Below are 23,874 nucleotides of genomic sequence, written 5' to 3'. Positions count from 1 at the left end.
TCCGATTACTCTCTCCATCATCGTACATGTACCCTTATTCAACTTGCCTTGAAATATAGTATTCGTTTTTCATTCCATTGTCAAATCGATACCGGCTTTGTCGAACCGTCCTCCGCAAGTTGCGCGGAAGATGAGCGGAACGCAGATGCGAATTTTGTTTTCTTATGATGGCGCCAGCGTAAGAAACTGACCGTTCCGCGAACATACTCGTCGCTGATCATCCCGATATAGATACCGAGGAGCCCATACTCGAACGGTACGGCAAGGTAATACGAGACAACAACCGCGCAGAACCACATGATCGGTAGGGTATAATACATCACGTTTCGACTGTCGCCAATTGCATTAAGCGACTGTCCAATCGCCATGTTCCACATTTTGCCCGGCTGCAATATGAGATTGAGCCATAACAGCGACAAGGCGCTGTCGATGATGCGCTGATCGTCGGTGAACAACTGAAGCAGTTGATGACGGAACAACAGGATAATGCCGGTGTTCACAAGTACGATGACGATTCCTCGCACAAGCACCTTATAGGAATCGGAGTACATCTCTCGATAACGGCCGGCTCCGTACAAATAGCTGATACGAATCTGTATGCCCATCGACAGCGACATCCCGAAGAGGAACGCGAAAGACTCGATGGTGTTCAGATATGTACGCGTAGCCAACTGCTCGGCCCCCATCGTCGCGATGAATGAAAAGATGGTTAGCTGCGAGAACGTCCATGACGCGCCATTCATGCTGAGCGGCCAGCCTAGCTTGACGACTTCCTTCAGCAGCTTGCGGTTAAACGTCAAAAACTCGCGGAACTGAATTCGTTCACCGAATGCGTGCCGGAACAGCCGCAGCTGGAACAGCATTGCTGTCGCACGAGCAATGATCATCGATAACGCAACACCGTACAGACCCCACTTCGGCAATCCGAACGCTCCGAATATAAATCCGTAGTTCAGCACGATATGAAGCACGTTCATACCAACTGCAATGAGCATCGGTGAACGGGTATCCCCCGTATTGCGGACGGTTGTGCTAAACGACAGATTGAGCGCCGTAATGATCATGCCGCCCCCGACAATGGACATATACGTATGTGCCAGCGAACGAATTTCAGTCGGAACATTCAGCATGTTAATGAACAGATTCGTACAGCTGACAAGCAGGATGGATACAACGATACCAATCATCGCTGTAATGGCCACCGACATCACGCCGATCTGCCTCGCCTCCAGCTTCTTGTTTGCCCCTAACTTCTGAGCAATGAGAATACCGGACCCGCTGCAAACGAGTGAAAACAATACGATTACGGCATTAAAAAATTGCGTGGAAATGCCGACGACGGCGACTGCATCGTCCGAAATCCGGCTCACCATGACGGTATCTGCTGTACCGAGCATGAATTGGAGCGTCATCTCGATCATGATCGGCCACGTCAGCGCCCAGATCGACAGCTTCGACTCTTCCGAAGAAGACGAAGCTTTATTTTTTCTAAACATATGGTCAACCGCCCCTCCTGTCTGACGCAATTGTAAAGGCATGCGGAAAGACCGTCAAACCTCAAATGTAATCGAATTCATTCATTTACGCCGAAAAAAGAAAGAGATGTTCGACATTTCCGAACATCCCTTCCATATTAGCCTATGAGTGCCGTTATATCTCGTATTTATCCAATTGATCGAGAAAATTTCGCGATTTCAGCTGAAGACCCAGATGCGCATCAAGCAAACGGCGCATCGCTTTCTTCACTTCTTCTTTTGTCTCCGGCTTCAGCGCAATGCTGCCAAGCCGCCTCAGATCCATACGTCGGAACAACCTTAGCACCTTAAGCGTTCCATCGGATAAACGGATCGCATACGGATCTCGATGTGCGCATCGTCTGCACAATACGCCGCCGCTTCCAACACTAAGCATGAATGGCGCGTCCTCGGAGTCGCACGACACGCAGTTATCCAGCTGTGGATCGTAACCCGCACGCTGCAAAATTTTCATCTCGTACACGTGGCTGACGATCTGCGGATCTTTGTCTGCTTGCAGCGCTTCGAAGCATGCCTTCAACTGCGCATACAGGAACGGATCTGACTCGTCCTCCTGCAAGCTTCGGTCGGTGAGCTCCGCTGCATACGAGGCGTATGCAGCCAGCTCCAGCCGCTCGCGCAGCAAATGGTGAGATTCCATAATCTCACCATGATTCAGCGTGCCCAGCCCGCCGCTGTTTCCTTTGAAATACACAAATTCCCCGTATGTAAACGGCTGGGCGAGCGAGCCGTGACGGCTTCGGGCTTTCTTCGCACCACGAATGATGACACCCGCTTTACCGCCGCCCTCCGTCAGCAGGGTTACTATTTTGTTGCCTTCCCCATAATCCATACTTCGAATAATGATGGCGCAGGTTCGGTACAGCATCCCCTATCTTCTCCCATCGCAGGCATTCGCCCTGCGCCAGTTCAGGAGCAACACCGCGATGCATCGCACCTACCCACTTCTAGCCGGGAGCTGGCGTTCCTTCCTCCTCAATCTCCTGCATCTCGAGGAAGGCTGCATCTTCTGCGGGATTGTTCTCGCTAATCTGGTGCATTTCCTTGTAGAGCAAAAACGCGTCGACGTTGCCGGTCAACGAAAAATACTTCCACGAAAAATCTCGCATACGTATTCGCCCCTTTCCGCCCTGTCAGAAACCGCATAACGTTGCCTGACACCCTATAGCTTGCGATAAATGGGGAATACGTATCCTTGTCAAAATTAGTCAATTGTTCGCAGCTCTTACACCTTGACCAACTGACTCATTCGTTAGTCGTGCTGGAAGCCTAGATCCTTCAGAACTCGATCTTGGTTGCGCCAGTCCTTCTTCACTTTAACCCACAGCTCAAGGAAGGTGCGGGAGCCAAGCAGCGTCTCGATGTCACGCCGCGCCTTCTTTCCGACTTCCTTCAGCAAGGAGCCTTGCTTGCCAATAATAATGCCTTTCTGCGAATCGCGTTCAACGAAGATAACTGCGCCGATATAGACCACGCCGTTCTCCTGTACACGCATATCTTCGATCTGCACAGCGATCGAGTGAGGTACTTCCTCACGTGTCAGATGGAGAATTTTCTCACGGATCAGCTCAGCAACAACGAATTGTTCCGGGTGGTCCGTAATTTGATCGGACGGGTAGTACTGCGGACCTTCCGGCAAATATTTGCCAATCTGATCGAGAAGCGTCTCCACGTTGTTGCCTTGCAGCGCGCTAATCGGTACGATCTCAGCGAATTCATACAGATCCTTGTACTGAACGATCGTCTTCAACAACGTCTCGGGGTCAACCTTATCGATCTTATTCATGACAAGGAATACTGGCGTGTTCTTTACTTTCTTGAGCTGTTCAATAATAAAACGGTCGCCGCCGCCAAGCCCTTCCGACACGTCGATCAAGAACAGTGCCGCTTCGACCTCTTCCAGAGCGCTCACAGCCGATTTGACCATAAAATTGCCGAGCTTCGATGTCGGTTTATGGATGCCCGGCGTATCGAGAAATACGATCTGCTTATCGTCCTTCGTGTAGACACCGTGAATCTTGTTCCGCGTCGTCTGCGGCTTGTCCGACATGATTGCGATTTTCTGTCCAATAATATGATTCATCAGTGTCGACTTGCCGACATTCGGCCTTCCTACAATGGCTACAAAGCCAGAATGAAATTTGCGTTTACCACGTTGTTCGGTTTGGTTCTTCATCAATTGATATCCCTTCTACACTTCCTGTACTTATTCCGTTTTACGTTATTTTGTTCAAATCAGCCGCCGAGAACGCGCCAGGCAGCAATTCGCTAACTGTCATGACCGCTCGATCTCCTTGCAGGTTGCCCATTACAACGGGCATATCCGGTCCGCACAGCTCCAACAGCACTTGACGGCAAACACCACATGGCGCAATCGGGCCCTCCGTATCGCCGATTACTGCGATCGCTTGAAACGTCCCGGGCTGGCAGCCATCAGCAATCGCACGGAACAGTGCGGTCCGCTCTGCGCAGTTCGTCGGACCGTAAGCGGCATTCTCGACATTACAGCCGTAATGCACACGTCCATCTTTATCCAAGAGCGCTGCACCGACTTGAAAATGGGAATACGGCACGTAGGCCCGATTCCGAGCTTCACGCGCCGCATCCATCAACTCGCCCCACTGCTGCAGCTTGATTGCTGCTTCTGACATGCATCCAGACCTCCTATGCCGCGAGTCTTCTACTCACTACTTATTTCCCGAACATCTGATGCCACATCGGTGGACCGAGCAGCAGCAAACCAACTCCGATAGCGAAAATAACAGCGATCAGAACAGCGCCTGCCGCCGTATCCTTGGCTGCTTTAGCAAGCGGATGCCGCTCCAGCCCGATGCGGTCAATCGTCAACTCAATCGCCGTATTGACGATTTCAAGTGCGATGACGAGTGCGAACAGAACGAGCAGGAGCGCCCACTCAATCGTTGTCAGCTCCAGCCATATGGCAGCAGCTGACACGAGCAATGCCGCCGTAAGATGAATACGCACGTGCCGCTGCGTGCGTATCGCATATCCGATTCCTGCAAATGCAGCCCGCAGGCTCGCAATGAACCGCCGCATTAACGCGGCAGACCGGCCTTCTGCAGCACCGCTTCTTGCTTGGCCGTCATCTCAGCTTCGGTCTCTGCATCCTGGTGATCATAACCGATCAGATGAAGGAAACCATGCACGAACAAGAAGCCGAGCTCGCGCTCGAGCGAATGGCCGTAGTCTTCGCTCTGCAGCTTCGCGCGCTCCGTCGAAATAATAATATCGCCCAGCATGCCCGAGAACGGATCGGGCTCATCCTCCGATTCTACCTCGAAGACAATCTCCGGTTCTTCCTCGCCATCTTCCTGCATCGCGAACGACAATACGTCCGTTGGGCGGTCGATGTTGCGGAACTCGCGATTCAGACGATGAATCTCCTCGTCATCAACGAACGTCAGCGATACTTCGCCTTCCGTAATCCCTTCCTGCTCGCCGGCAATCTGAAGCAGCTGCTCCAGTCGGGTAATCCAAGCATCCGGAATTTCAATCTTCGATTGCTCATTGCTCCAATCTAATTGCAAGCTCATGCCAGCCGCTCCTTCGGTTTGACGTCTTCTGGATATTCAATCCGCGAGTGGAAAATGCCGATGACCGCTTCTTTCAGCGTCTGAGCGATCTTATCGAGCTCTTTCATCGTCAAGTCGCATTCGTTGAATTGATTATCATCCAGACGGTCCTTAATAATCTTGTGGATCATCGTTTCAATGTGTTCCATTGTTGGCTTACGCAAGCTTCGAACAGCCGCTTCAACACAGTCTGCAATGCCAACAATCGCAGCCTCCTTGGACTGCGCTTTCGGTCCAGGGTAACGGAAGTCATCTGCTGTGAAGTCCGGCTCCACACCGTGCTCCTCCGCTTGCTTCAATGCCTTGTGATAAAAATATTTCAGGAACGTCGTTCCATGATGCTGTTCTGCGATATCGCGGATCGGCCGCGGAATGTTGTAGCCGCGAAGCATCTCCACCCCATCACGCGCGTGCGCAACGATGATGGACTTGCTTAGTTTGGGCTCAATCGAATCGTGCGGATTCTCGATATTCGTCTGATTCTCGATAAAATAGTTCGGCCGCTTCGTCTTCCCGATATCATGATAGAACGAACCAACCCGGCAAAGCAGACCGTCTGCTCCGATTGCCTCAGCAGCCGCTTCAGACAAGTTGCCGACCATCACGGAGTGATGGTATGTGCCTGGCGTCTCCGTCAGCAGCTTGCGCAGCAGCGGATGGTTCGGGCTCGACAATTCAATCAGCTTGAGCGCAGATAGAATGCCAAATGTAACTTCGAAGAACGGCATAATCCCGATAACGAGAACTGCTGTTATCAAGCCGCTGGCAAATGCAAAGCCAGTGGAGTACAGCAGCTGGCTCTCGTCGATTTTTTCACCGAGCAATTGAATCGCCAGTACGGACAGTGCTCCGAATAGGCTCGCCATGATGCCTGCTTTCAGGATCGTCGAGCGCTGACTTGCACGATGCACCGCAAAGATCGCCGAGAACGATACGACCGCAATGACGAAGCCATAATCGAAATCAAACAGCCGCTCATGGTCTGCATTGAATATAATGCTGCCTGCGATTGCGAACAAGAACGAGCTTACGATTGCTACTTGCATATCAAGCAGCAACGCGATGAGCATTGTGCCCGTCGCAACCGGTGCGAGATAACCGACATAAGACGTATCCGCAGTCTGCGGTATGCTAACGATCTGCATCATTGTGAGATTTAGAATAAAGATAAGCAGCAGCATGAACAATTGCGGATTACCGTACTTCGGCTTAGCACCACTTATGCCGCCGGATTGCGCCATGAAATTAAACAAAATGACGACAAACAGCACGGACAACAAGAAAGAGCCCAGCTGCGGCCAATACGTTTTCTTGTCTTGAAGCAATCCTGCGTTCTCGAGCATCTCATACTTCTCGGCCGTTATCAGTTCGCCCTTCGCCACAATGACTTGGCCTTCCGGGATTATAACGCGCTGCGTCATCTCGCGTGCATTCGCTCTAGCATCGTTAGTCGCTTCTTTATCCAAGAACTTGTTCGGCATTATCGCATACCGAGCCAGCTCCTGCACAATCTCGCGAGCCGTCCGGTTCGACAGCGTGCTGGTGTTGACGAGCTCCGATACACGCGCACGAGCGGTCTCTGCGTCACGCAGCTGCTCGCCCATGAGCTTGCGAACCGTTTCCATTGCAACCGTACGCATCTCCGCTAGTTGATCTTGCTCTAGCTTCGGAAGTTTATAGTACGTCTCTTCAGGGATCGCATACTTCTGTTCCTTCGCAGCCTGCAGCATCTCGTCGAGCAGCGAGTCATTGTAAGTGCCAAGACCGCGGTTCGACTTTGCGAACTGCTCGAGGTACTCCTCATATTTGCGCGGAATTTCATTCCGATAAATTTCGATCTTCTCTTCCGTCGTGACGCCGTCATCTTGATTCAACTGGTCCATTCGAGCAAAAATCTGATCTGCCAGTTGATCGCCTCGCAGGGACACAAACGTATAAATCTGCTCCACCGCTTCAGCAGCTTTTTCCTGCGCCTGCAGTGTTGCCTTCTCGTCGAAAATCTGCTTCGGCGCCTCAATCGTCTTCTCACTGACCGCGCCTTTCTTCACATTGTAGGTTTGCGGTACGAGATAAGGAGAGAAGTTGAAATAGAACAGCAGCATGAACAGAAAAAGCAGCGCGTAGCGTACGCCCGCGCTCTGCTTCCAGCCTGTCGTTCTCGTCCGATATTTATGACGGTTGTCCTTGTTTCGGTCCATGCAGCGTACAATCCTCTCTATGCTTGGTTTTCCGCGTCGTGGTTGTAAGCCGTAATAATCTTCTGTACCAAGGTATGACGTACGACATCCTGCTCCGAAAAGGTTATAAATCCGATTTCATCAATGCCTTGGAGAATGCGAGACGCCTCAATGAGACCGCTCTTCTTGCCCCGTGGCAGGTCAATCTGTGTAACGTCACCTGTAATGACCATCTTCGAGCCAAAGCCAAGACGCGTCAGAAACATTTTCATTTGTTCAGGTGTTGTATTCTGTGCTTCATCGAGAATAATAAACGAATCGTCAAGTGTCCGCCCACGCATATAAGCAAGCGGTGCCACTTCAATCATGCCGCGTTCGAACAGCTTCGTCGTCTGTTCAAGACCAAGCACATCATGCAGTGCGTCATACAGCGGCCGCAAGTAAGGATCGACCTTCTCTTGCAGATCACCTGGGAGGAAGCCAAGGTTCTCCCCTGCTTCAACGGCAGGACGAGTCAGCATAATGCGTTTGACAGCGCCTTCCTTGAGCGCCGCAACGGCGAGCACGACAGCTAAGTACGTCTTACCGGTGCCGGCCGGGCCGATACCGAACACGATGTCTTTCTTCTTTATCGTCTGGATGTAATGACGCTGTCCGATCGTCTTCACGCGAATCGGCTTGCCTTTATACGTCGTTGTGATCGTATAAGTTAGCAAATCAAGCAGTTGATCCGCCTGCAGGGAACGTGCCAATTCCAGCGCATACGTTACGTCACGCTCAGTCGGCGTGAATCCACCGCGAACCAGTTGCAGCAGAACGCTGAACAGCTGTTCTAACGATTCTACCTCTGATGCGTCACCGTTAATTACAATTTCAGCATCGCGCGATTGAATCGACGCAGTCATTTGTCCTTCGATTAACCGCAAGTATCGATCCTGTGGACCAAATACTGCAAGACCTTCCGCCGCATTGCGCAGCGTCAATTTTACCGATTTCGTCTCATTGTGCAAATAGACTCATTCTCCTTGCGTACTCACGATTGGCATTTCGGTAACAATAGATTGTTCGACTTCCAAAAGCACTTTCAAATAAACTTTACCATTGTCCGTCTTTTCATGCAAAAGTTTTTCCGCCACAATAACCGCGTCTGACCCCGCTTTCGTCATTAAATCAGCTTTCGCCTGCTGGATTCCCTTCGTTACGGCCTCTTCCTTCGTCAGTGTCCGTTCATCCAGCCGAACCTCTAGTACCGATTCTTTCATGCGGCCGAACGGGAGCTTAATCCCATGCCACGTTAACTGTTCTTCCCTTTGAACCACTTCATATTCCGAATAGGGGGTCTTGCCGAAGCCGCTGACCTGCAGCGCTCTCCCTCCTGCGACAACATGCCACTTCGTTGTCGACAGTCCTGTATATACTTTAACCTTTTCTGTCAATGGAGAAACGATGTCATATTCATGCCAAACAATTCCACGTACTTTGCCTTTGGCAACTACCGTCTGCATGTTCGTCTCGTCGCCTAACCAACCCGAGATAAGAATGTCGCCTTTCTTCACTCGCATATTCCGCTTAACTACCGGTCTTCCGGTATCCGCTTGAATTTCGGTAATGACCGCATCGTCCGTTGCGATGAGATGTCTAGGACTAAGGAGCGGTCCCTGGTCGGGCTTGGTCGACTCTACGATGTTAATCACGATGGAGGTACCCTTCTTCTCGACGCCGACCCAAGAAGCGTCGGGGAGCCGAGCCGCGATACGCTTGGACAACACAGCTGGATCATCCAGCTTGAACGACCACTGCAGCTGATGAATCCCTTCTGCCTCTGCCGCCTTCAAAATCTGCTCGTCCGATATACGAATATTCCCGTTCACCTGAACGTTCCATACGAGTGAAGAGAGCAAGTATAACCCGACAAAAAACAACAAAAGTCCGACACCGAAAAAGATGCGGCGCCGCACTTTCAAACCCCAGAACGGCAGACCATTCCTGTCGGTTACATGAATGCGACAGCCTGTCCGCTTTAAGTAGGGACGAAGACGAAAAAAATGTCCTATCGTCGTCTCGAATTCCAATTGTCCCTCACTTGTCCGCCTTATGGACCATAGCTCCAGACCGCCTTGAAGCGCCTGGTTAACGAACGATTCGAGCTCGCCACCTCTCGCTCGTACCGTTACGATGCCTTTCACCCAGTGCATCCATGTCCCCTTCATGCCGGTCGCTCCTTTCAACGAACTTCAATATGCTTAATAACACCCTCTATGAACACTTCTTCCGTCCAAATCGTCCGAATGACCAGGTCTTCGCCTGTCACCTCTAGCTCGCCCTTGCTCAGCGCAAGACGGAGCCGGTCGCTGGAGAAATGAAGCACGCCACGATGGTTCTCAATATAGAGCTGCCGATCGCCGATCATCGTCAATCGTGGAAGGTCATAGACAACATCCTGAGGAAGCTCCAACAGGTTCGCCGTCCACTTCTGTAATCTGCGGTTCATTCGACGCATAGCGGTATCAGCTCCCTCCTCCCGTACTTTACCAACCTATGCGCAGCGAAACCCAATTATGAAGCGAACCTCCATCAAGAAGAAGTGAATTTGGCACAAAAAAAACACCGGCGCCAGATGTCTGGCTGCCGGTGTTGCGATTTAGCGTTACGATTTGCTGCGCCACGGGCGTTTGGCCCGGGGAGGCCCTAACACCTCTGACCATACGATCGCTTGCCTCAGCGTGGCTGCTGTGAGCTCTGAAGCAGGCTGATTTCCTTGATGGCCAGCTGTATAGGGTGAGGTGCCGCTGTCTGCACTTTGCGGCTGGCGAGACGGAGTTGGAGCAGCTGTTACGGCTTGATACGCCGGTCTCGACGGTCGTTGTTCGACAGCCGGCGTATTTGCCACATCTGGCGAATCCTCTTCCTCGTCTTCGTCTTCCCATTCTCTCTGACTTACAGACCGCCGAATGTCCGGCGAGTCATAAACAGGTGAAGGCGCAGGCTGCCGCTCTCCGCCGCCGAAGGGAGGCATCTGGCGAGGCTGCCTGTTATTGCTGCCTCTCATTTTACCGATCGCAGACAACAGGAAGCCTCCGACTACAATTACGATGTAAATGTTACGGATTAGAAATTCAATCAGCTTCTCCATAGGAGTTACGCCTTGTTATCATCATTCGGAGCGTTAGACGCGTCCGGCTTGCCAATCGAGCTGCGCATTTGCGTATCGGCCTCGATGTTCTTCAAGTTCATATAGTCCATAACACCGATCTTGCCGCTCTTCAAGGCATCCGCCATCGCAAGCGGAACTTGTGATTCCGACTCAACGACGCGAGCACGCATCTCAACAACCTTCGCCTTCATCTCCTGCTCCTGCGCAACAGCCATTGCACGGCGTTCTTCCGCTTTCGCTTGCGCGATACGTTTATCCGCTTCAGCCTGTTCGGTCTGGAGATGAGCACCGATGTTTTTGCCTACGTCTACGTCCGCGATATCGATCGATAAAATTTCGAATGCCGTACCAGCATCAAGTCCTTTACCAAGCACCGTACGCGAGATCATATCCGGATTCTCAAGGACATCCTTATGTGAGTTAGAGGAGCCTACCGTTGTAACGATACCTTCACCAACACGCGCGATGATGGTTTCTTCACCTGCACCGCCGACGAGACGTTCGATGTTGGCACGAACGGTCACGCGCGCTTTTACCTTAACTTCGATACCATCCTTCGCGACAGCGGCAACGATTGGCGTTTCAATGACACGTGGATTTACGCTCATTTGCACCGCTTGGAGTACATCACGACCCGCAAGATCAATGGCTGCAGCACGTTCGAACACGAGATGAATGTTGGCACGCTCTGCGGCGATTAGCGCATTGACGACACGGTCAACGTTACCACCAGCAAGGAAGTGGCTTTCGAGCTGATTAATGGTAAGACCAAGACCCGCCTTCGTTGCCTTGATGAGCGGATTGACGATTCTGCTTGGAACAACGCGGCGAAGCCTCATCGCAACGAGCGTAATAATGCTGATGCGGACACCTGAAGCAAATGCAGAAATCCAAAGCATGATCGGGAAGAAGCTTAAGAAAATGATAAGAAACACGACAACGACTGCGATAATCAACAAGGTGACGATTTGTGAATCCATACGATACCTCTCCTTTATTCTTTAGTCGTGGTATGAACTTCTTTGACAACGATGCGGGCACCTTCTGCCGCGACGATAACGACAGGAACACCTGCAGCGATAAAGCGGCCGTCCGTCACGACGTCCAGCTTCTCGCCGTCGATATCGACGGCACCAGCAGGACGAAGCGGCGTCAGTGCAATACCTGTTCTTCCGATCATCATCTCGCGAGAAGGATTTGAAACATACCCTTGCTCGGTAGACAGCTTATCGCGAAGAATAAATTTGTTCCAAATACCACGATGGCTGTACTTCTTGGCCAACACATACACAATAACCGCTGCGACGACAAAAGCGATCAGCAGCGCATATAACGCCGTAAGCGCATCGTGCGAGGCGGTCACAACGCCCGACACAAGCGCGATCGCTCCCAGCGTACCAAGAATACCAAAACTCGGAATAAACAGCTCTGAGGCCAGCAATGCGAGCCCAAGAATGAAGAGCAGCACCGACTCTTGACCAGCGAAGCCTGCAACATAATGACCGAAGAAGAACAGAACGAAGGAAACGATACCGACGATTCCCGGAATGCCGAAGCCTGGCAGCAGCATCTCAATCGCAATTCCTGCGATACCGAGAATGAGAAGCAGCGTTACAATGACGGGCGACGTAAGCCATGCCGCAAGATCTTCAGTCCAGGAGGGCTCAATCTCAATCTGCGTGCGACCCTCTAGGCCCAGCCACTGAATCGTCTCCCCCACACTATTGGCCACATGCTCCGCATAACCAGCTTCCACTGCTTCGGAAGCCGTCAACGTCAGGATGTCGCCGCTCGCCTTATTCCTGCCAATCTCCTTAAGTTCAATCGAAGCATTCACATCTGTCATCGCTGCTGCATAATCTGGATTTCGACCATGCAGTCGAGCTGCCTCCATCATTTCCCCAGTCCAGAACGAGATCGTCTTCGGGTTGTCAATCAGTGAGCCAGACCCATCAACTACAGCAGCAGCACCAATCGTACTACCGGGCTGCATGACAATTTGCTCAGCGTTAAGCGCGATGTACGTACCGGCAGAAACAGCCTTCCCTTCAACAAACACCGTTGTCGGCACGTTGCTGGAGCGAATGAGCTCGCCGATGCCTTCTGCACTGTCGACCCGCCCGCCAAATGTGTTAAGTACGAGCAGCACTCGTTCCGCATGCGCCTCGTCCGCTTCCTTGTAGGCGCGCTCCAGGAATGACTCTAGTCCCGCTTCAACAGTCTGCTTCGCCTCAACAATGTACAATGCCCCTCCAGCCGTGGATGCAGCCTTCGACTGTTCCTCGGCTCCAGCAGCCGCTTGAGCCGACGTTCCTGCGAACCACGGCAGCAGCACAACGGCGAGCAGCATTAGGACTGCGCAGCGAAGGACTGAATGACGAACGATTTTCAGGTTTCGAACATACAAATGACGATGCCTCCCCCTTGTTTCCGTTTACAAATGCATACGCGTGAATAGGCAACACGTTGCGTTTTTTGTAAGAAGCTGTATGTACTTAGCCTTAATTATACTAGAACAATTGAAAAAACACCCCCTCTAACGAGGGAGTGTTTAGGGTCCGTATGAATTTATTGCAAGGATTGTTGCACAATCGTATTTACTAGTTTACCATCAGCGCGCCCTTTTACCTTAGGCATAAGAGCGGTCATGACTTTCCCCATCTCGGCTTTTGAAGAAGCACCGGTTTCCTGGATGGTCTGCAGTACAATTGACTTGATTTCTTCTTCTGTCAGCTGCTCGGGAAGGTATACACCAATAATATCGATCTCTGCGGCAACATCTTTAGCAAGATCTTCGCGGCCGGCTTTATTAAATTCTTGGAGGGAATCTTTACGTTGTTTGATTTCACGACTCAGTATATCAAGCACTTCGCTATCCTCCAAGGGACGCTTCAAATCAATCTCCGCGTTCTTGATGGACGCACGAATCATGCGAATCGTAGTAAGTTTAAACTTGTCCTGATTTTTCATCGCTTGCTTCATATCGTCGTTCAATCTTTCGCTAAGGTTCATTGGGACATGATCCTCCTAAAACTTTCTTTTCCGCGCAGCCTCGGACTTCTTCTTGCGTTTCACGCTTGGCTTCTCGTAATGCTTGCGCTTCTTAACCTCAGCAAGAACGCCGTCCTTTGCGATGGAGCGCTTGAAGCGGCGGAGTGCAGCATCGATCGTCTCGTTTTTGCGAACTTTCGTTTCAGACACCAGTTTTCCCTCCCTCCGAAACAGACCGTCCAGAGCATTTCACCGTAATCAAATTTCATTATAGAGGATAAGGAAAGGCAGTGTCAACTTCCTAGACTAGAAACTATTGCTCCCAATTTTCGGCCGCCCAATAAATGGATATGTAGATGACTAACTTCCATCCCGCTATCTTCGTTGCAATTATTAACTAAACGGTAGCCTGATTCAGCAATACCGAGCTCTCGCGCGATTTGTCGAGCAGCATGGAACAGCTCAGCAACAACTGCGTCGTCCGTCCCCGTCTCCACTTCGTTCATCGTATCAATATGCTTCTTAGGTACGATTATGACATGCACAGGCGCTTGCGGTACGATGTCATGGAATGCGACAACCGTTTCGCTCTCATAAGCTTTGCGAGATGGCAGTTCGCCATTTACAATTTTACAAAAAATACAGCTCATCTTCTACACCCTTTCCTGCCCTGGCGGCTTTATTAACAATCTCAATATGTACAATGCTTCCGTACTTCCATCATATCGAAATCGGGACCGCTCGTCCAATTGCAATCAAACGTTTGGCGCCAAATGCATGCCCCATCCATTGCTTGGAAAGATGCACACAAGGCGCCATGCCGTTCAATGCTAATCTGATGGTCAATAAAATGGCAGCAGCGACAGCCCCACCAGCGCAGCGAGTGGCAGCGTCTGCCGAATAAAGCGACGACGCGGATAGTACGGGTATGGATAAAATGGTGCGCCGACCTGTCCGCCAAACGGTCCACCGAATGGCATGAAGCCGCGGGCATCCACATAAACAACGCCGCATGGTACCGCGAGACACACGAATTGCTCATCGATATGCTCGATAATACCATCTACGCACCAGCCGTTATACGTCCGTGCTAATACATAACGGTGCGTATGCTGCTTGCACCAATGTTTCATTTCCGTTTTGTCGCCTGCTGCAGGCGCTGTCACCTGCGGTACAGGCGCTGTCAAAGGCTTAAGCCCCGTTGGCTGCTTCGTCACAGCGCCAGGCTTTGCTTGCGCACCCGGCTTGACCGACGTCTCCTGCTTCGCTAGCGTTTCCGGCTTGACCGACGCTTCCGATTTGGCCGGTGCCTGCTTTTGACCCCATTTACCAAGTTCCATGTCAGTTCACCCTCCTGTCTCCTACAATGTATGCAGAAGTAGGCATTTGGCTACTGAATGGCACTTGGCGCGCCCTTTTTCTTGCGAATTCTTATCCGTTCGAAGCCGCCCCAGCTTGCGCGTCTACGATCGCCTGATCCAAGGCAAGTCCGATATCGACCCAGCTTCCTCCGGTCAGCACCGACATCTCCACCATTTTGTCTCCGCTCTCAAGCTTGAACGAGGCCAGCTGTTCTTTCAGCTTCGAATACAGCGTGCGCAGCGATTGAATCGCTTGCTTATCTTCGGCTGTCAGTTCGCCAGACATGGCGCCAATAGCAGCGAATTTGCTGTTTAACGCTTGCAGTGCATTTACACTTTGTTCATCCGAAATCGTTGGCGACAGCGTATGCTTGCGTGCATCGACAATGAATGCAAGCAGGTCCACTTGGTCTGCGGACGCTTGTCCGAGCTTGTACAGCAGTTCAGGACGATCAGCCGCAGTCGATGCCTCCAGTCCATTCAATGCATTCAGAGCAGCGTCTACATGTGCCTTAGCAGCTAACCCATCATTAATAATCGCCAGACCATCCGCTTGTTTCTTATCCTGGCCGTTCTGCAAATGCTGAGAATACAGAAATACGTTGCCGATCAAGCTGAACGTCAGCATTATCAGCACCACCGGAACGGTGTATGAGCGCTTCTTCTTCGTATTCATTTCCACGAGTAAACCCTCCGTCAATTCCATGTTCAACCTTCAAGCCTAACGCAAACGTACGGTTACACCGCCACTCAGGAAATGCACATAGCTTTCCTGAATCGGCAGCCCAAGTGACATCTCTAGCGCTTCCGCATAAAGCTCCAGTTGGAATCGGTGTTTCTCCGCCGCGCGATCCCACTGCTGCATGTAAACCTGGTCGGTTTTGTAGTCGAGAAGCACGATGCCTTCTTGGTCGCGGAATAGGCAGTCCACGACACCTTGAATAAGAATCGGCTCATCCTCAGAGCCTTCCACATGTTGGCCATAGATGCGTGAAGCCGGGAAAGCACAGCTAAACGGCACTTCGCGCTTCACCCAGTCCGCTGCTAATATGCGTTGTCCAAGCGTGTTCGTGAATAGCTCCACAACTGGCTCCAACTGGATGGCCTCCGCTTGCTTCTTCGTCATGATTCGGCGTGAAATCAAATCATCGACCAGCGCTTGAAGGATCTCGAGCGTAACGGGCTTGTCCAGCGGGACATGCTGCATGAGCAAGTGACTCGCAGTTCCCCGCTCCGCAGCGGTGAGGGCATTCTCCTCCATGAACCGTGGTCTGCGCAGACGGAAGGTGTACGATGATGGGTTAGATGTACCCTCCGTACGCGACTCACCGAATGCAATGTCCGCTGTTTGATCCATCTCTTGCAGCTGCATCAGCAGCTCCGCCTCTGTCTCACGTTCGTCATGCAGCCGTTTCATCTCGGTCACCGACGTTTTGGCTGGTACCGTAGTCGCAGACGTATAATTATATGTCCACGACAACAATCGATCCACTTCCTCCGCCGCATCGGATGATTCCATGATGGCAAGCTCGCCGATCGCCTGCATCCGCTCGCGCTTCTCCCGCTCCTGCTCCTCATCCGCTTCGATGACAATCGCCGATTCCTCTGCGAACAACGACGCAGGCATTACGGCGAATCGCCAGCCGTCCAGCGGCAAACGATCGATAGGTGTGCGTCCATCGAGTAACACTCTCGCCTCCAAGTCATCTACTGCAATGACCGCCTGCGCCTCGTCCGAAGGTTCGGACGACACAACCTTCGTCGTGCCAATCACGCCGCTGCCAGCTGCAAGCGGCCCGATCCAATCGATATAAGAGCGCGCAGCCGCTAGTCGATCATCCGTCAGCCTGCCGTTCGTATCGATTGCTCCTGCCCATTCCTCCAGCTTCGCAACCGCGTCGTTCAGGGTGCCGACGAGTATCATTTTCTCCTTCGGACGCGTAAGCGCTACGTACAGAATACGCATCTCCTCGGCGAGCATCTCCATCCGCAGCTTCCGCCCAATCGCAAGGCAAGGAAGCGTAGGGTAGCTGACGCGAAGCTCGGCATCAATGAACTTCGGCCCATAGCCAAGCTCTTTGTGGAGCAGGAAAGGAGCGTTCAGATCCTGCATGTTGAACATTTTACCAAGGCCCGCTACGAACACAACGGGAAACTCGAGGCCTTTACTCTTATGAATCGACATGATGCGTACGACATCTTCTTGCTCACCGAGCGCACGCGCTGTACCGAGGTCACCACCCGTATCTCGCATACGTTCGATAAAACGCAGGAAACGGAACAGTCCACGGAAGGAGGTCGATTCATATTGACGAGCCCGGTCGAGCAAAGCACGCAAATTGGCCTGCCGCTGTAAGCCTCCCGGCAAACCACCAACGAAATCGTAATAACCCGTCTCGCGATACAGCGCAGCTAGCATCTCGGTCACTGCACCTTGTCGCGCCGTTTCCCGCCATTGCTCCAGCCGCGTGAGGAAACGGTCCAGCTTCAGCCGAATCTCTTCACGTAGGTTCTCTTGCGCTGCCGCACGCCGCACCGCGTCGTAGAAGCTGCCTTTGCCTGCGTTAATCCGCACCTTGGCAAGCTCTTCGGCGGTAAGACCGAATATAGGCGAACGCAAGACGCCGGCAAGCGGGATATCCTGATACGGGTTATCGATGACACGAAGAAGCGACATCATCACTTCAACCTCAGTCGCGTCAAAATAGCCCGTGCCTAGCTCCGCATAGGCCGGAATGCCAAACGTCTGCAGCTCTTCGATCAGAATAGGCGCCCAGCTTGCTGTGGCACGCAGCAGAATGACGATATCGCGCATTTGAAGCGGACGATACGCCTTGCGCTTGCCATCCCACACGGGATGTCCCTCTGCCAGCAAATCAAGGATACGTCTTGCAATGACCCGTGCTTCAAGCTGTGCGGTCTGCAGATCCGCCGCGTCCGACCGCGGCGCTCCATCTTCGGATTCGGAATCGCTGTCCGCATCCATCGTCTCTTCCTCTGTCTGCGCCGATGCTGACCCACTACGATCGACGAGCACAAGCTCAGATGCGCAGCGTCCAGGAACGTCAGGGGATGGATACGAGGCTCCACACACAAGCTCGGCGCGTTCATCATACTCCAGCTCGCCGACGTTCTCATGCATGACCGCGCGGAAAATACCGTTTACGCCATCGACGACTTCACTCCGGCTGCGGAAGTTGCGGGCAAGATCGATTCGTACACCTTGCTCCCTCTTCTCGGCGGACGCCGCTTCGGTCGGCCTTTTACCAACGAGATCGGCTGGCATATACGTCTTATATTTGTGCAGGAACAAATTAGGCTCTGCGAGACGGAATCGGTAGATACTTTGCTTCACGTCGCCGACCATGAACCGATTGTCCGGTCGTGCGATCAGCGATACGATCGCTTCCTGCACCGTATTCGTATCCTGGTATTCATCGAGCAAAATTTCGACAAACCGCTCTCGATATTCCAGCGCCGCCACCGACGGCACCTCCTGCTCCGGTGTCGACTTCGAATCGCGAAGGATGGACAGACAGCCGTGCTCCAGGTCACTGAAATCGAGCAGCCCTTTATCACGCTTCAGCGCTTCATATCGCTTGCCGAAATCAATGACAAGCTCAGACAGCGTCTCCATCATCGGTGTGAGCTCTTCGAGCTCGGCACGATACTGCTCCGGTGTGCGATGGAACCAACGTTCCGCTACGCCCGACAGCAAGCCTTTCACTTTATCGCGCAGATCTTTGGTCCGCTGCTGAAGCGTTTTGTCATACTCATCGCCGCGCATCGTTTTCAGCTTGCCAAAAGCTATTCCCGCGAAACGTTCTGCCCAAGCTTCCCACGGCTCAATCGCCGTTACGCCTAGCAGCTCCGAGACCATATTCAAATCGTCCGACAGCGTCTCCGCATAAGGAGCAGGGCCAGCCGGGCGCCTTGTAAGCTCCAACGCCTGCTCAAGCAAACCAGCAGCACCGATTAGCGACAGATGGACATCAGCCTTCGCTGCTTCCACCCATTCGGTATCACTTAGTGATGCATCTGGCGTAAAACGAAACTTCGCCGCCGTTTCGCGCAGCCAGTGATCCGGCCACGGATTACTGCGCGAGAAATCGTACAGCTTCTGAACGAGCCGATAGAGCGGCTCGTCACCACGCTCGCCGCCGTAACGGTCGGCCAGCATCATGAAGATGCCGCTGTCTGCGTCCTCACCTGTATATTTGTGCTCAAACAACGCGTCTAACGCGTCGATACGCAGCAGCTCACTCTCGGTCTCGCCTGCCATCCGAAAGCCCGGATCGAGTCCGATCAGCGGGTAATAGCTGCGGATGACATCGAGACAAAACGAGTGAAGCGTTGTGATCGATGAACGGTTGATAAGCGCAAGCTGGCGGCGTAAATGCTCCGATTCAGGATTGCGCTCGAGCGCGACTTCGAGGGCGATACGGACGCGTTCCTTCATCTCGGAAGCTGCTGCCTTCGTGAACGTCGCGACGAGCAGCCGGTCGACGTCGGCATCGTTCGAGATTTTGCGAATAATTCGTTCGACCAATACCGCAGTTTTTCCTGAGCCGGCAGCAGCCGCAACTAGAATATTACTTCCTTCCGCCGATACGGCACGCCACTGATCATCCGTCCAAGCGGCGCCTTCCGGCTTCGGACTAAACGTTACGCCGGTCATTCCCGTTCCCCCTCGTCATGAATGCCTCTGCAGCGGCTGCCGTTTCACGGACATGCTCGTTCGGCTCACCTTGCTGATGCCCGAGTACGGACCATACCTCATCTCGGCCAAGCTTCGGCAGCTTCGCATACTCGTTGCCATCATACAGCGGGTCGAATTGGCAGACCGGCTTGTACGAACAGAACGTACATGGCGACTTCCCGCCCATCCGATAAGGCGAGATTGAGACCGCACCACAGCCGATAGCACTACCGATTCGTCCGATTGCCTGCCGCACCGATACGCGAAGCGAATCCCAGCTTTCCTCCGCAAGTACGGAGGAGGTGCTGTAGAACGATCCATCCTTCTTAATTGCAAGCGGCAGCACTTCCGAATGCCCGGATTCCAGCTCGCCGTCCATAAGCCGAACGATGTTCTCATCGGCAACAAGCAGTCCCTTGGGCTTAAATTTCTTCAGCCGCTGCTTCCGTGCCTCCTCTTGATTCAAACCGCCTGATGCACTAAGCAGTGGATTATGAACATGGAAATATAGCACGCCCGCGGGCTTCACTTCTCTTCCCAGCCACGCCGCACCGTGCGTCAGCAGCACATCGAGGTATGCGAGCATTTGGAGCGACAGCCCGAACGCCACCTCTTCCATCCTCAGGCTGGTCGAGCTGGATTTGTAGTCCATCACGCGCAGGAGCAGCCCTTCGTCCGTCTCTGCCGCATCGACGCGGTCGATTCGTCCGACAAGCTCCACCTCGCCGCCATCTGGCGTCGGAATAATAAGCGATGGCAAATGCCCCTCCGGTCCAAAATCAACCTCTAAGCCGACCGGATGGAACGCTGCCCGCCTCGCATGATCGGCAAGCATGAGAGCCGCTTGCGTAATGATGGCCTTCAGCTTGACCAGCATATACCGGTGCCTGCCGCTGCTAAGCAGTATCTCCGATTGCAGCCGCGGCGCAATCGCCTCGACCGCCTCGGACACAACGTCGACAGCCTGCTGCTCTGTGACAGCGCCCCAGCGCTTGCCGAAACGATCTGCGATACGGCTGAGTGCAGCGTGGAACAGCTGCCCGACATCCGGCGCTTCAAGCCGATAAATCGGACGTTCCTCAAGACGCAGGCCATAGACGGCAAAATGCTGGAACGGACACGATACGAACCGTTCCATCCGCGACACGCTTGCCCGTAGACGCTCGCCATACAGCTGGCGTGCTGTCTCTGGATCAAGCGGCTGCACATCATTCGTGTAACCAAGCGCCGCCGTCCGCTGGCGCAGCGGCTCCTGCCACTGCGGCCGAATGGCGAACCAGTTGAAAATATCCCACCAGACGTCGTCAATGCCCGCACCTTGCCGCCATGCACGCAATTGTGCGTTTAGGTATGGAAGCACCGCTGCAGGGCGTACGACAAATGCCAGCTGCTCGTCACGACTCATCTCCGCGATTGGCTCACTGCTAAGCGTCCGTTCTCGCAGAAGTGGGAACATGACGCGCAGATGCCGAATCAGCTCCGATGGATGCAAGCTCTTGCCTTCTTCATCTGCCATCGCATAGCTTATCCATAAGTGCCGGCTTGGTGCAGCAATCGCGTTGTAAATCATGAAGCGCTCATCAAGCAGTTTCCGTCGAACGCTTGGCGCGAGCGGAAGCCCTTTATCCGCCAATGTGTCACGTTCTTGCTCCGTCAAGATGCCATCCTCCTGCATTCGCTTCGGGAGAACACCATCGTTAGCCCCAAGTACATAGCAAACCTTTACCTCGCCTGAACGCGTACGATCGACGCTGCCGATCAGCACTTGATCAAGCGATGGAGGAACGGAGGCAAGCTTCAAGCTGTCAAGACCTGTCTCGATCATGCCTGCAAAGAGCTCAGGCGTCATCTGTTCGTCGCCCGTCATTTCGACGAGCTGATCGAGCAGCGACATGACGCCATCCCACAGCTGGCGGTGAGTGCGCGACTGCCGTACGCGGCCTGCTCCTGCATCCGCGCGGCTCCAGCGCTCGAGACGGTCAGCAGCGTCAGCTCGCTCAAGCAGCCGGTACAGCGCCATGCACATGGAGCGGACATCCTTCGCACTGCGGAGCGCATCGCCGAACCGCTGGAGTGGCGCAACAATTGCTTCCCGCGCCTCCATTACAACTTGGAAGCGAGCAAGCTCGCTCTTGCTCGCTTCCGCCGCTTCTTCGTTGTCGAGGGACTCGCGGACGAGCGGCTTCCAGCTTTTCTTTTCACACCAACGCCAGCCGTCGATACCAGCGGCGAGAGCGTAATTTTCGAGCAGGTCGAACGATTCACGGGTCAATCGGGATTCACTGCTATCCGGGAACAACAGCTCCGTCTTCATGCAGCGGCATACGGCGTCGTAGCTCCAGCCATGCAGGACGGTTTCCAGCGCCGAACGAATAAACTCGACCAGCGGATGATGCGATGCCGATCGTTTCTGGTCAAGGAAGTATGGAATGCCGTAATCGTGCATCAACTCGGTAAGATAATCGGTGTAATCCGTTGCATTGCGCACCATGACGGCCATATCGCGCCAACGCATGCCCTCTTCACGCGCACGGCGAACCATATCGCGTACTGCAGCCTCTGCTTCCGTCCTACGGTTAGGAGCGGCGTGCAAGGAAACTTCGCCAGCTGGCTGCTCGGGGTCGAACATCGCCTCAGTGCTTATAGATGCAGGCATCGGTCTGCGGGTAGCGTAGCTTCGCTCAGCATGAGCCAGCGCTGCTCTGCCTTCAAATCTCGGCAGCGTCGGGCTGCTCAACGTAATCGTCTCGTTGATTTGTATATCGTTTAACTCCGCAAGTTCACGCAGTTTGATGTACGTCTCTGCGGTCGGATGGAACAGCTCCAGCTCATGCGGCTGCTCGCCAGCTTCGTAAGGACGGTCGAGCGTCAGCGCAATCGTCACATTGGCGGAAGCGCCGATAATCGCAGCGAGCGACTCGTATTCCTTCGGCGTAAAGCCGTGGAAGCCGTCGATCCAAATCTCTGCACCTGCAACGGCTGGGCTAAGTGCGAAGCCGCGGGCGAGATAGGTTAAATAGTCTTCGGCATCGGCATACAGATGCGCCGTTTCCAATTCGAGCGCTTGGTACAGCAGCTTCAGGTCATGCATTTTGTTGGAGAGCAGCGGCGAAGCTGCAGCGTCAGCAGCTGGATGAGCGTTAGATACTTCAGCCAGCATTCCGCCGTCCACGCCATAACGCTTCCACTCGGTAAGCAGTTCGCCGAGCCTTTCAATGAAGCCAGGCTGAGCGCCTGCCCCTTCGAACAACTTGAGTTCAGGTGCCAGTCGATGCATCAGCTTGTAGAGCAGCATATTCTTGCCGTTCTCGTCTATCGGGACGAGCGCAGTGCCGCCAGTCTCCTGCATTACGCGAAAAGCAAGACGGCGGAAGCTCATCGCCTGCGCACGTATCGTGCCCGGTCTCGTGCTTTCTCGCAGCAGCTCGTATTCGTTCTGGAACGTCGCCTGTTCAGGCACCAGCATAATAAGCGGCGGACCATCGGGCTCCACCCGCAGCTTGGCGCGAATTTCGTCAATGCAGTACCGGGTTTTCCCCGCCCCGGAGCGGCCGAGCACAAATCGCAGCGCCATCTCGATCCACCTTTTTTCCGATCATTTTCACGCCTCTCAAATTGGGCATGAAGTAGTCTCTATTCTAGCATATTGCGACATAGATTTCACAGGGAAGTCGAACGTACATTCTGGGAAAAAGGCTTGTTGGTGACTGAAGTTTGATGCAAAAGATTATAAAAATTTATAAAGGATTACGTCGGCGGGGCGCTGCGAGGCAGGGTCATGCTTACGATTGCTGTTGTCTCCAGATTGTTCTGATTAGATAAGATCAGATAAGGTTACAATCCGGAGACAAAGGCAAACGCTGACGCTTCTACAGCATGACCCTGCCTCTCCGCTTATTGCGGACGTCGCCATCAAGCGGAGGAGCGAAGATTGTTGATCCACCTCCTAAACAGCCGGTGGATCGAGATTAAAAAGTAAACTGAAAGACGGTGCTTTTAGATGTTAGCACTGCCTTCTTTAGGAACTAAGAAATCACTGCGATGCAGGTGAATGGGCTTACGGCTTACGGTTGCCACAGAGCTTATATCGCCTTTAGAGTACCATTTCTGGCTGTAAGGGTTGTCATAGAGCTTAACTGCACGGATTTGCCTTGTAATAATCGATGATACGTTGTTAACCTCTGTCGCAACCTTCCCTCGTATTTAAGGGTTTCTCTCACGAATGCTCAACCATTCGCAGGATTTCAACTATTAAGATGTCGGATGAAGCGATGGAATTAGGGCTGACAGTTGTTGATGACACAGTCGGGGTATGCAGGAACAGAAGTTGCGTTGATGCGCACTTCTCTTTAAGTTCTACTGCA

Annotated in this window: 21 protein-coding genes; all 21 read right to left on the bottom strand. The window is 53.0% G+C overall.

Going from position 1 to position 23,874, the window contains the following annotated elements; all coding sequences use genetic code 11:
* Nucleotides 1–80: 80 nt before the first annotated feature.
* Nucleotides 81–1,496, bottom strand: a complete 1,416-nt coding sequence (locus DFQ01_RS23995; protein WP_110046444.1) for an MATE family efflux transporter — start codon at nt 1,494–1,496, stop codon at nt 81–83.
* A gap of 154 nt (nt 1,497–1,650) precedes the next feature.
* Complete coding sequence (recO, locus tag DFQ01_RS23990; RefSeq protein ID WP_110046443.1) at nt 1,651–2,403, bottom strand: DNA repair protein RecO; 753 nt, start codon at nt 2,401–2,403, stop codon at nt 1,651–1,653.
* 79 nt (nt 2,404–2,482) lie between these two features.
* Nucleotides 2,483–2,644: a YqzL family protein gene (locus DFQ01_RS23985; protein ID WP_110046442.1), complete on the bottom strand. Its 162-nt coding sequence runs from the start codon at nt 2,642–2,644 to the stop codon at nt 2,483–2,485.
* A gap of 143 nt (nt 2,645–2,787) precedes the next feature.
* A complete protein-coding gene (gene era / locus DFQ01_RS23980; protein ID WP_110046441.1) occupies nt 2,788–3,711 on the bottom strand; it encodes a GTPase Era in 924 nt (307 codons plus the stop codon).
* 40 nt (nt 3,712–3,751) lie between these two features.
* Nucleotides 3,752–4,186 carry a cytidine deaminase gene (locus tag DFQ01_RS23975; protein ID WP_110046440.1) on the bottom strand — a complete coding sequence of 145 codons (435 nt, stop codon included), beginning with the start codon at nt 4,184–4,186 and terminating at the stop codon, nt 3,752–3,754.
* Between the two features lie 40 nt (nt 4,187–4,226).
* Nucleotides 4,227–4,592, bottom strand: coding sequence for a diacylglycerol kinase (locus DFQ01_RS23970; protein ID WP_110046439.1), 366 nt, complete (start codon nt 4,590–4,592; stop codon nt 4,227–4,229).
* Nucleotides 4,592–5,089: an rRNA maturation RNase YbeY gene (ybeY, locus tag DFQ01_RS23965; protein WP_110046438.1), complete on the bottom strand. Its 498-nt coding sequence runs from the start codon at nt 5,087–5,089 to the stop codon at nt 4,592–4,594. Before ybeY ends, DFQ01_RS23970 begins: the two co-directional genes overlap by 1 nt.
* A complete protein-coding gene (locus DFQ01_RS23960; RefSeq protein WP_110046437.1) occupies nt 5,086–7,326 on the bottom strand; it encodes an HD family phosphohydrolase in 2,241 nt (746 codons plus the stop codon). The genes ybeY and DFQ01_RS23960 overlap by 4 nt, the downstream gene beginning before the upstream one ends.
* A 17-nt stretch (nt 7,327–7,343) precedes the next feature.
* Nucleotides 7,344–8,315 (bottom strand): PhoH family protein, encoded by a 972-nt coding sequence (locus DFQ01_RS23955; protein WP_110046436.1) that lies wholly within the window; start codon nt 8,313–8,315, stop codon nt 7,344–7,346.
* Nucleotides 8,316–8,321: 6 nt separating this feature from the next.
* Entirely contained in the window at nt 8,322–9,515 is a 1,194-nt protein-coding gene (gene yqfD / locus DFQ01_RS23950; RefSeq protein ID WP_110046435.1) for a sporulation protein YqfD, read from the bottom strand.
* 14 nt (nt 9,516–9,529) lie between these two features.
* Entirely contained in the window at nt 9,530–9,805 is a 276-nt protein-coding gene (gene yqfC, locus DFQ01_RS23945) for a sporulation protein YqfC (protein ID WP_110046434.1), read from the bottom strand.
* Nucleotides 9,806–9,952: 147 nt separating this feature from the next.
* Entirely contained in the window at nt 9,953–10,438 is a 486-nt protein-coding gene (locus DFQ01_RS23940) for a hypothetical protein (RefSeq protein ID WP_110046433.1), read from the bottom strand.
* 5 nt (nt 10,439–10,443) lie between these two features.
* The gene (floA, locus tag DFQ01_RS23935) at nt 10,444–11,439 is read right to left on the bottom strand and encodes a flotillin-like protein FloA (protein ID WP_110046432.1); all 996 of its coding nucleotides are present in this window, start codon (nt 11,437–11,439) and stop codon (nt 10,444–10,446) included.
* A 14-nt stretch (nt 11,440–11,453) separates the two neighbouring features.
* Nucleotides 11,454–12,866: an NfeD family protein gene (locus DFQ01_RS23930; protein WP_245946854.1), complete on the bottom strand. Its 1,413-nt coding sequence runs from the start codon at nt 12,864–12,866 to the stop codon at nt 11,454–11,456.
* 161 nt (nt 12,867–13,027) lie between these two features.
* Entirely contained in the window at nt 13,028–13,471 is a 444-nt protein-coding gene (locus DFQ01_RS23925; protein WP_110046431.1) for a GatB/YqeY domain-containing protein, read from the bottom strand.
* A 15-nt stretch (nt 13,472–13,486) separates the two neighbouring features.
* Nucleotides 13,487–13,660, bottom strand: a complete 174-nt coding sequence (rpsU, locus tag DFQ01_RS23920; RefSeq protein ID WP_005547957.1) for a 30S ribosomal protein S21 — start codon at nt 13,658–13,660, stop codon at nt 13,487–13,489.
* 83 nt (nt 13,661–13,743) lie between these two features.
* Nucleotides 13,744–14,100 carry a histidine triad nucleotide-binding protein gene (locus DFQ01_RS23915; protein ID WP_110046430.1) on the bottom strand — a complete coding sequence of 119 codons (357 nt, stop codon included), beginning with the start codon at nt 14,098–14,100 and terminating at the stop codon, nt 13,744–13,746.
* A gap of 192 nt (nt 14,101–14,292) precedes the next feature.
* Entirely contained in the window at nt 14,293–14,790 is a 498-nt protein-coding gene (locus DFQ01_RS31745; protein WP_245946853.1) for a hypothetical protein, read from the bottom strand.
* Between the two features lie 91 nt (nt 14,791–14,881).
* On the bottom strand, nt 14,882–15,493 hold the full coding sequence (locus tag DFQ01_RS23905; RefSeq protein WP_146216920.1) for a hypothetical protein: 612 nt from the start codon (nt 15,491–15,493) through the stop codon (nt 14,882–14,884).
* A 39-nt stretch (nt 15,494–15,532) separates the two neighbouring features.
* Nucleotides 15,533–19,489, bottom strand: coding sequence for a helicase-exonuclease AddAB subunit AddA (addA, locus tag DFQ01_RS23900; RefSeq protein WP_110046428.1), 3,957 nt, complete (start codon nt 19,487–19,489; stop codon nt 15,533–15,535).
* Complete coding sequence (gene addB, locus DFQ01_RS23895) at nt 19,470–23,084, bottom strand: helicase-exonuclease AddAB subunit AddB (protein ID WP_110046427.1); 3,615 nt, start codon at nt 23,082–23,084, stop codon at nt 19,470–19,472. The genes addA and addB overlap by 20 nt, the downstream gene beginning before the upstream one ends.
* Nucleotides 23,085–23,874 lie beyond the last annotated feature (790 nt).

It is taken from the genome of Paenibacillus cellulosilyticus (assembly GCF_003182255.1).
GTDB classification, from domain to species: Bacteria; Bacillota; Bacilli; order Paenibacillales; family Paenibacillaceae; genus Paenibacillus_T; species Paenibacillus_T cellulosilyticus.
This window is presented reverse-complemented; position numbering and strand designations above follow the sequence as displayed.

What these genes read in the sequence shown, in the direction of transcription:
- DFQ01_RS31745 (WP_245946853.1), bottom strand. Translation starts at nt 14,790, where the DNA reads ATGGAACTTGGTAAATGGGGTCAAAAGCAGGCACCGGCCAAATCGGAA.
- DFQ01_RS23940 (WP_110046433.1), bottom strand. Translation starts at nt 10,438, where the DNA reads ATGGAGAAGCTGATTGAATTTCTAATCCGTAACATTTACATCGTAATT.
- addA (WP_110046428.1), bottom strand. Translation starts at nt 19,489, where the DNA reads ATGACCGGCGTAACGTTTAGTCCGAAGCCGGAAGGCGCCGCTTGGACG.
- DFQ01_RS23915 (WP_110046430.1), bottom strand. Translation starts at nt 14,100, where the DNA reads ATGAGCTGTATTTTTTGTAAAATTGTAAATGGCGAACTGCCATCTCGC.
- yqfC (WP_110046434.1), bottom strand. Translation starts at nt 9,805, where the DNA reads ATGCGTCGAATGAACCGCAGATTACAGAAGTGGACGGCGAACCTGTTG.
- ybeY (WP_110046438.1), bottom strand. Translation starts at nt 5,089, where the DNA reads ATGAGCTTGCAATTAGATTGGAGCAATGAGCAATCGAAGATTGAAATT.
- DFQ01_RS23985 (WP_110046442.1), bottom strand. Translation starts at nt 2,644, where the DNA reads ATGCGAGATTTTTCGTGGAAGTATTTTTCGTTGACCGGCAACGTCGAC.
- DFQ01_RS23995 (WP_110046444.1), bottom strand. Translation starts at nt 1,496, where the DNA reads ATGTTTAGAAAAAATAAAGCTTCGTCTTCTTCGGAAGAGTCGAAGCTG.
- recO (WP_110046443.1), bottom strand. Translation starts at nt 2,403, where the DNA reads ATGCTGTACCGAACCTGCGCCATCATTATTCGAAGTATGGATTATGGG.
- era (WP_110046441.1), bottom strand. Translation starts at nt 3,711, where the DNA reads ATGAAGAACCAAACCGAACAACGTGGTAAACGCAAATTTCATTCTGGC.
- addB (WP_110046427.1), bottom strand. Translation starts at nt 23,084, where the DNA reads ATGGCGCTGCGATTTGTGCTCGGCCGCTCCGGGGCGGGGAAAACCCGG.
- DFQ01_RS23970 (WP_110046439.1), bottom strand. Translation starts at nt 4,592, where the DNA reads ATGCGGCGGTTCATTGCGAGCCTGCGGGCTGCATTTGCAGGAATCGGA.
- yqfD (WP_110046435.1), bottom strand. Translation starts at nt 9,515, where the DNA reads ATGAAGGGGACATGGATGCACTGGGTGAAAGGCATCGTAACGGTACGA.
- DFQ01_RS23925 (WP_110046431.1), bottom strand. Translation starts at nt 13,471, where the DNA reads ATGAACCTTAGCGAAAGATTGAACGACGATATGAAGCAAGCGATGAAA.
- DFQ01_RS23975 (WP_110046440.1), bottom strand. Translation starts at nt 4,186, where the DNA reads ATGTCAGAAGCAGCAATCAAGCTGCAGCAGTGGGGCGAGTTGATGGAT.
- DFQ01_RS23960 (WP_110046437.1), bottom strand. Translation starts at nt 7,326, where the DNA reads ATGGACCGAAACAAGGACAACCGTCATAAATATCGGACGAGAACGACA.
- floA (WP_110046432.1), bottom strand. Translation starts at nt 11,439, where the DNA reads ATGGATTCACAAATCGTCACCTTGTTGATTATCGCAGTCGTTGTCGTG.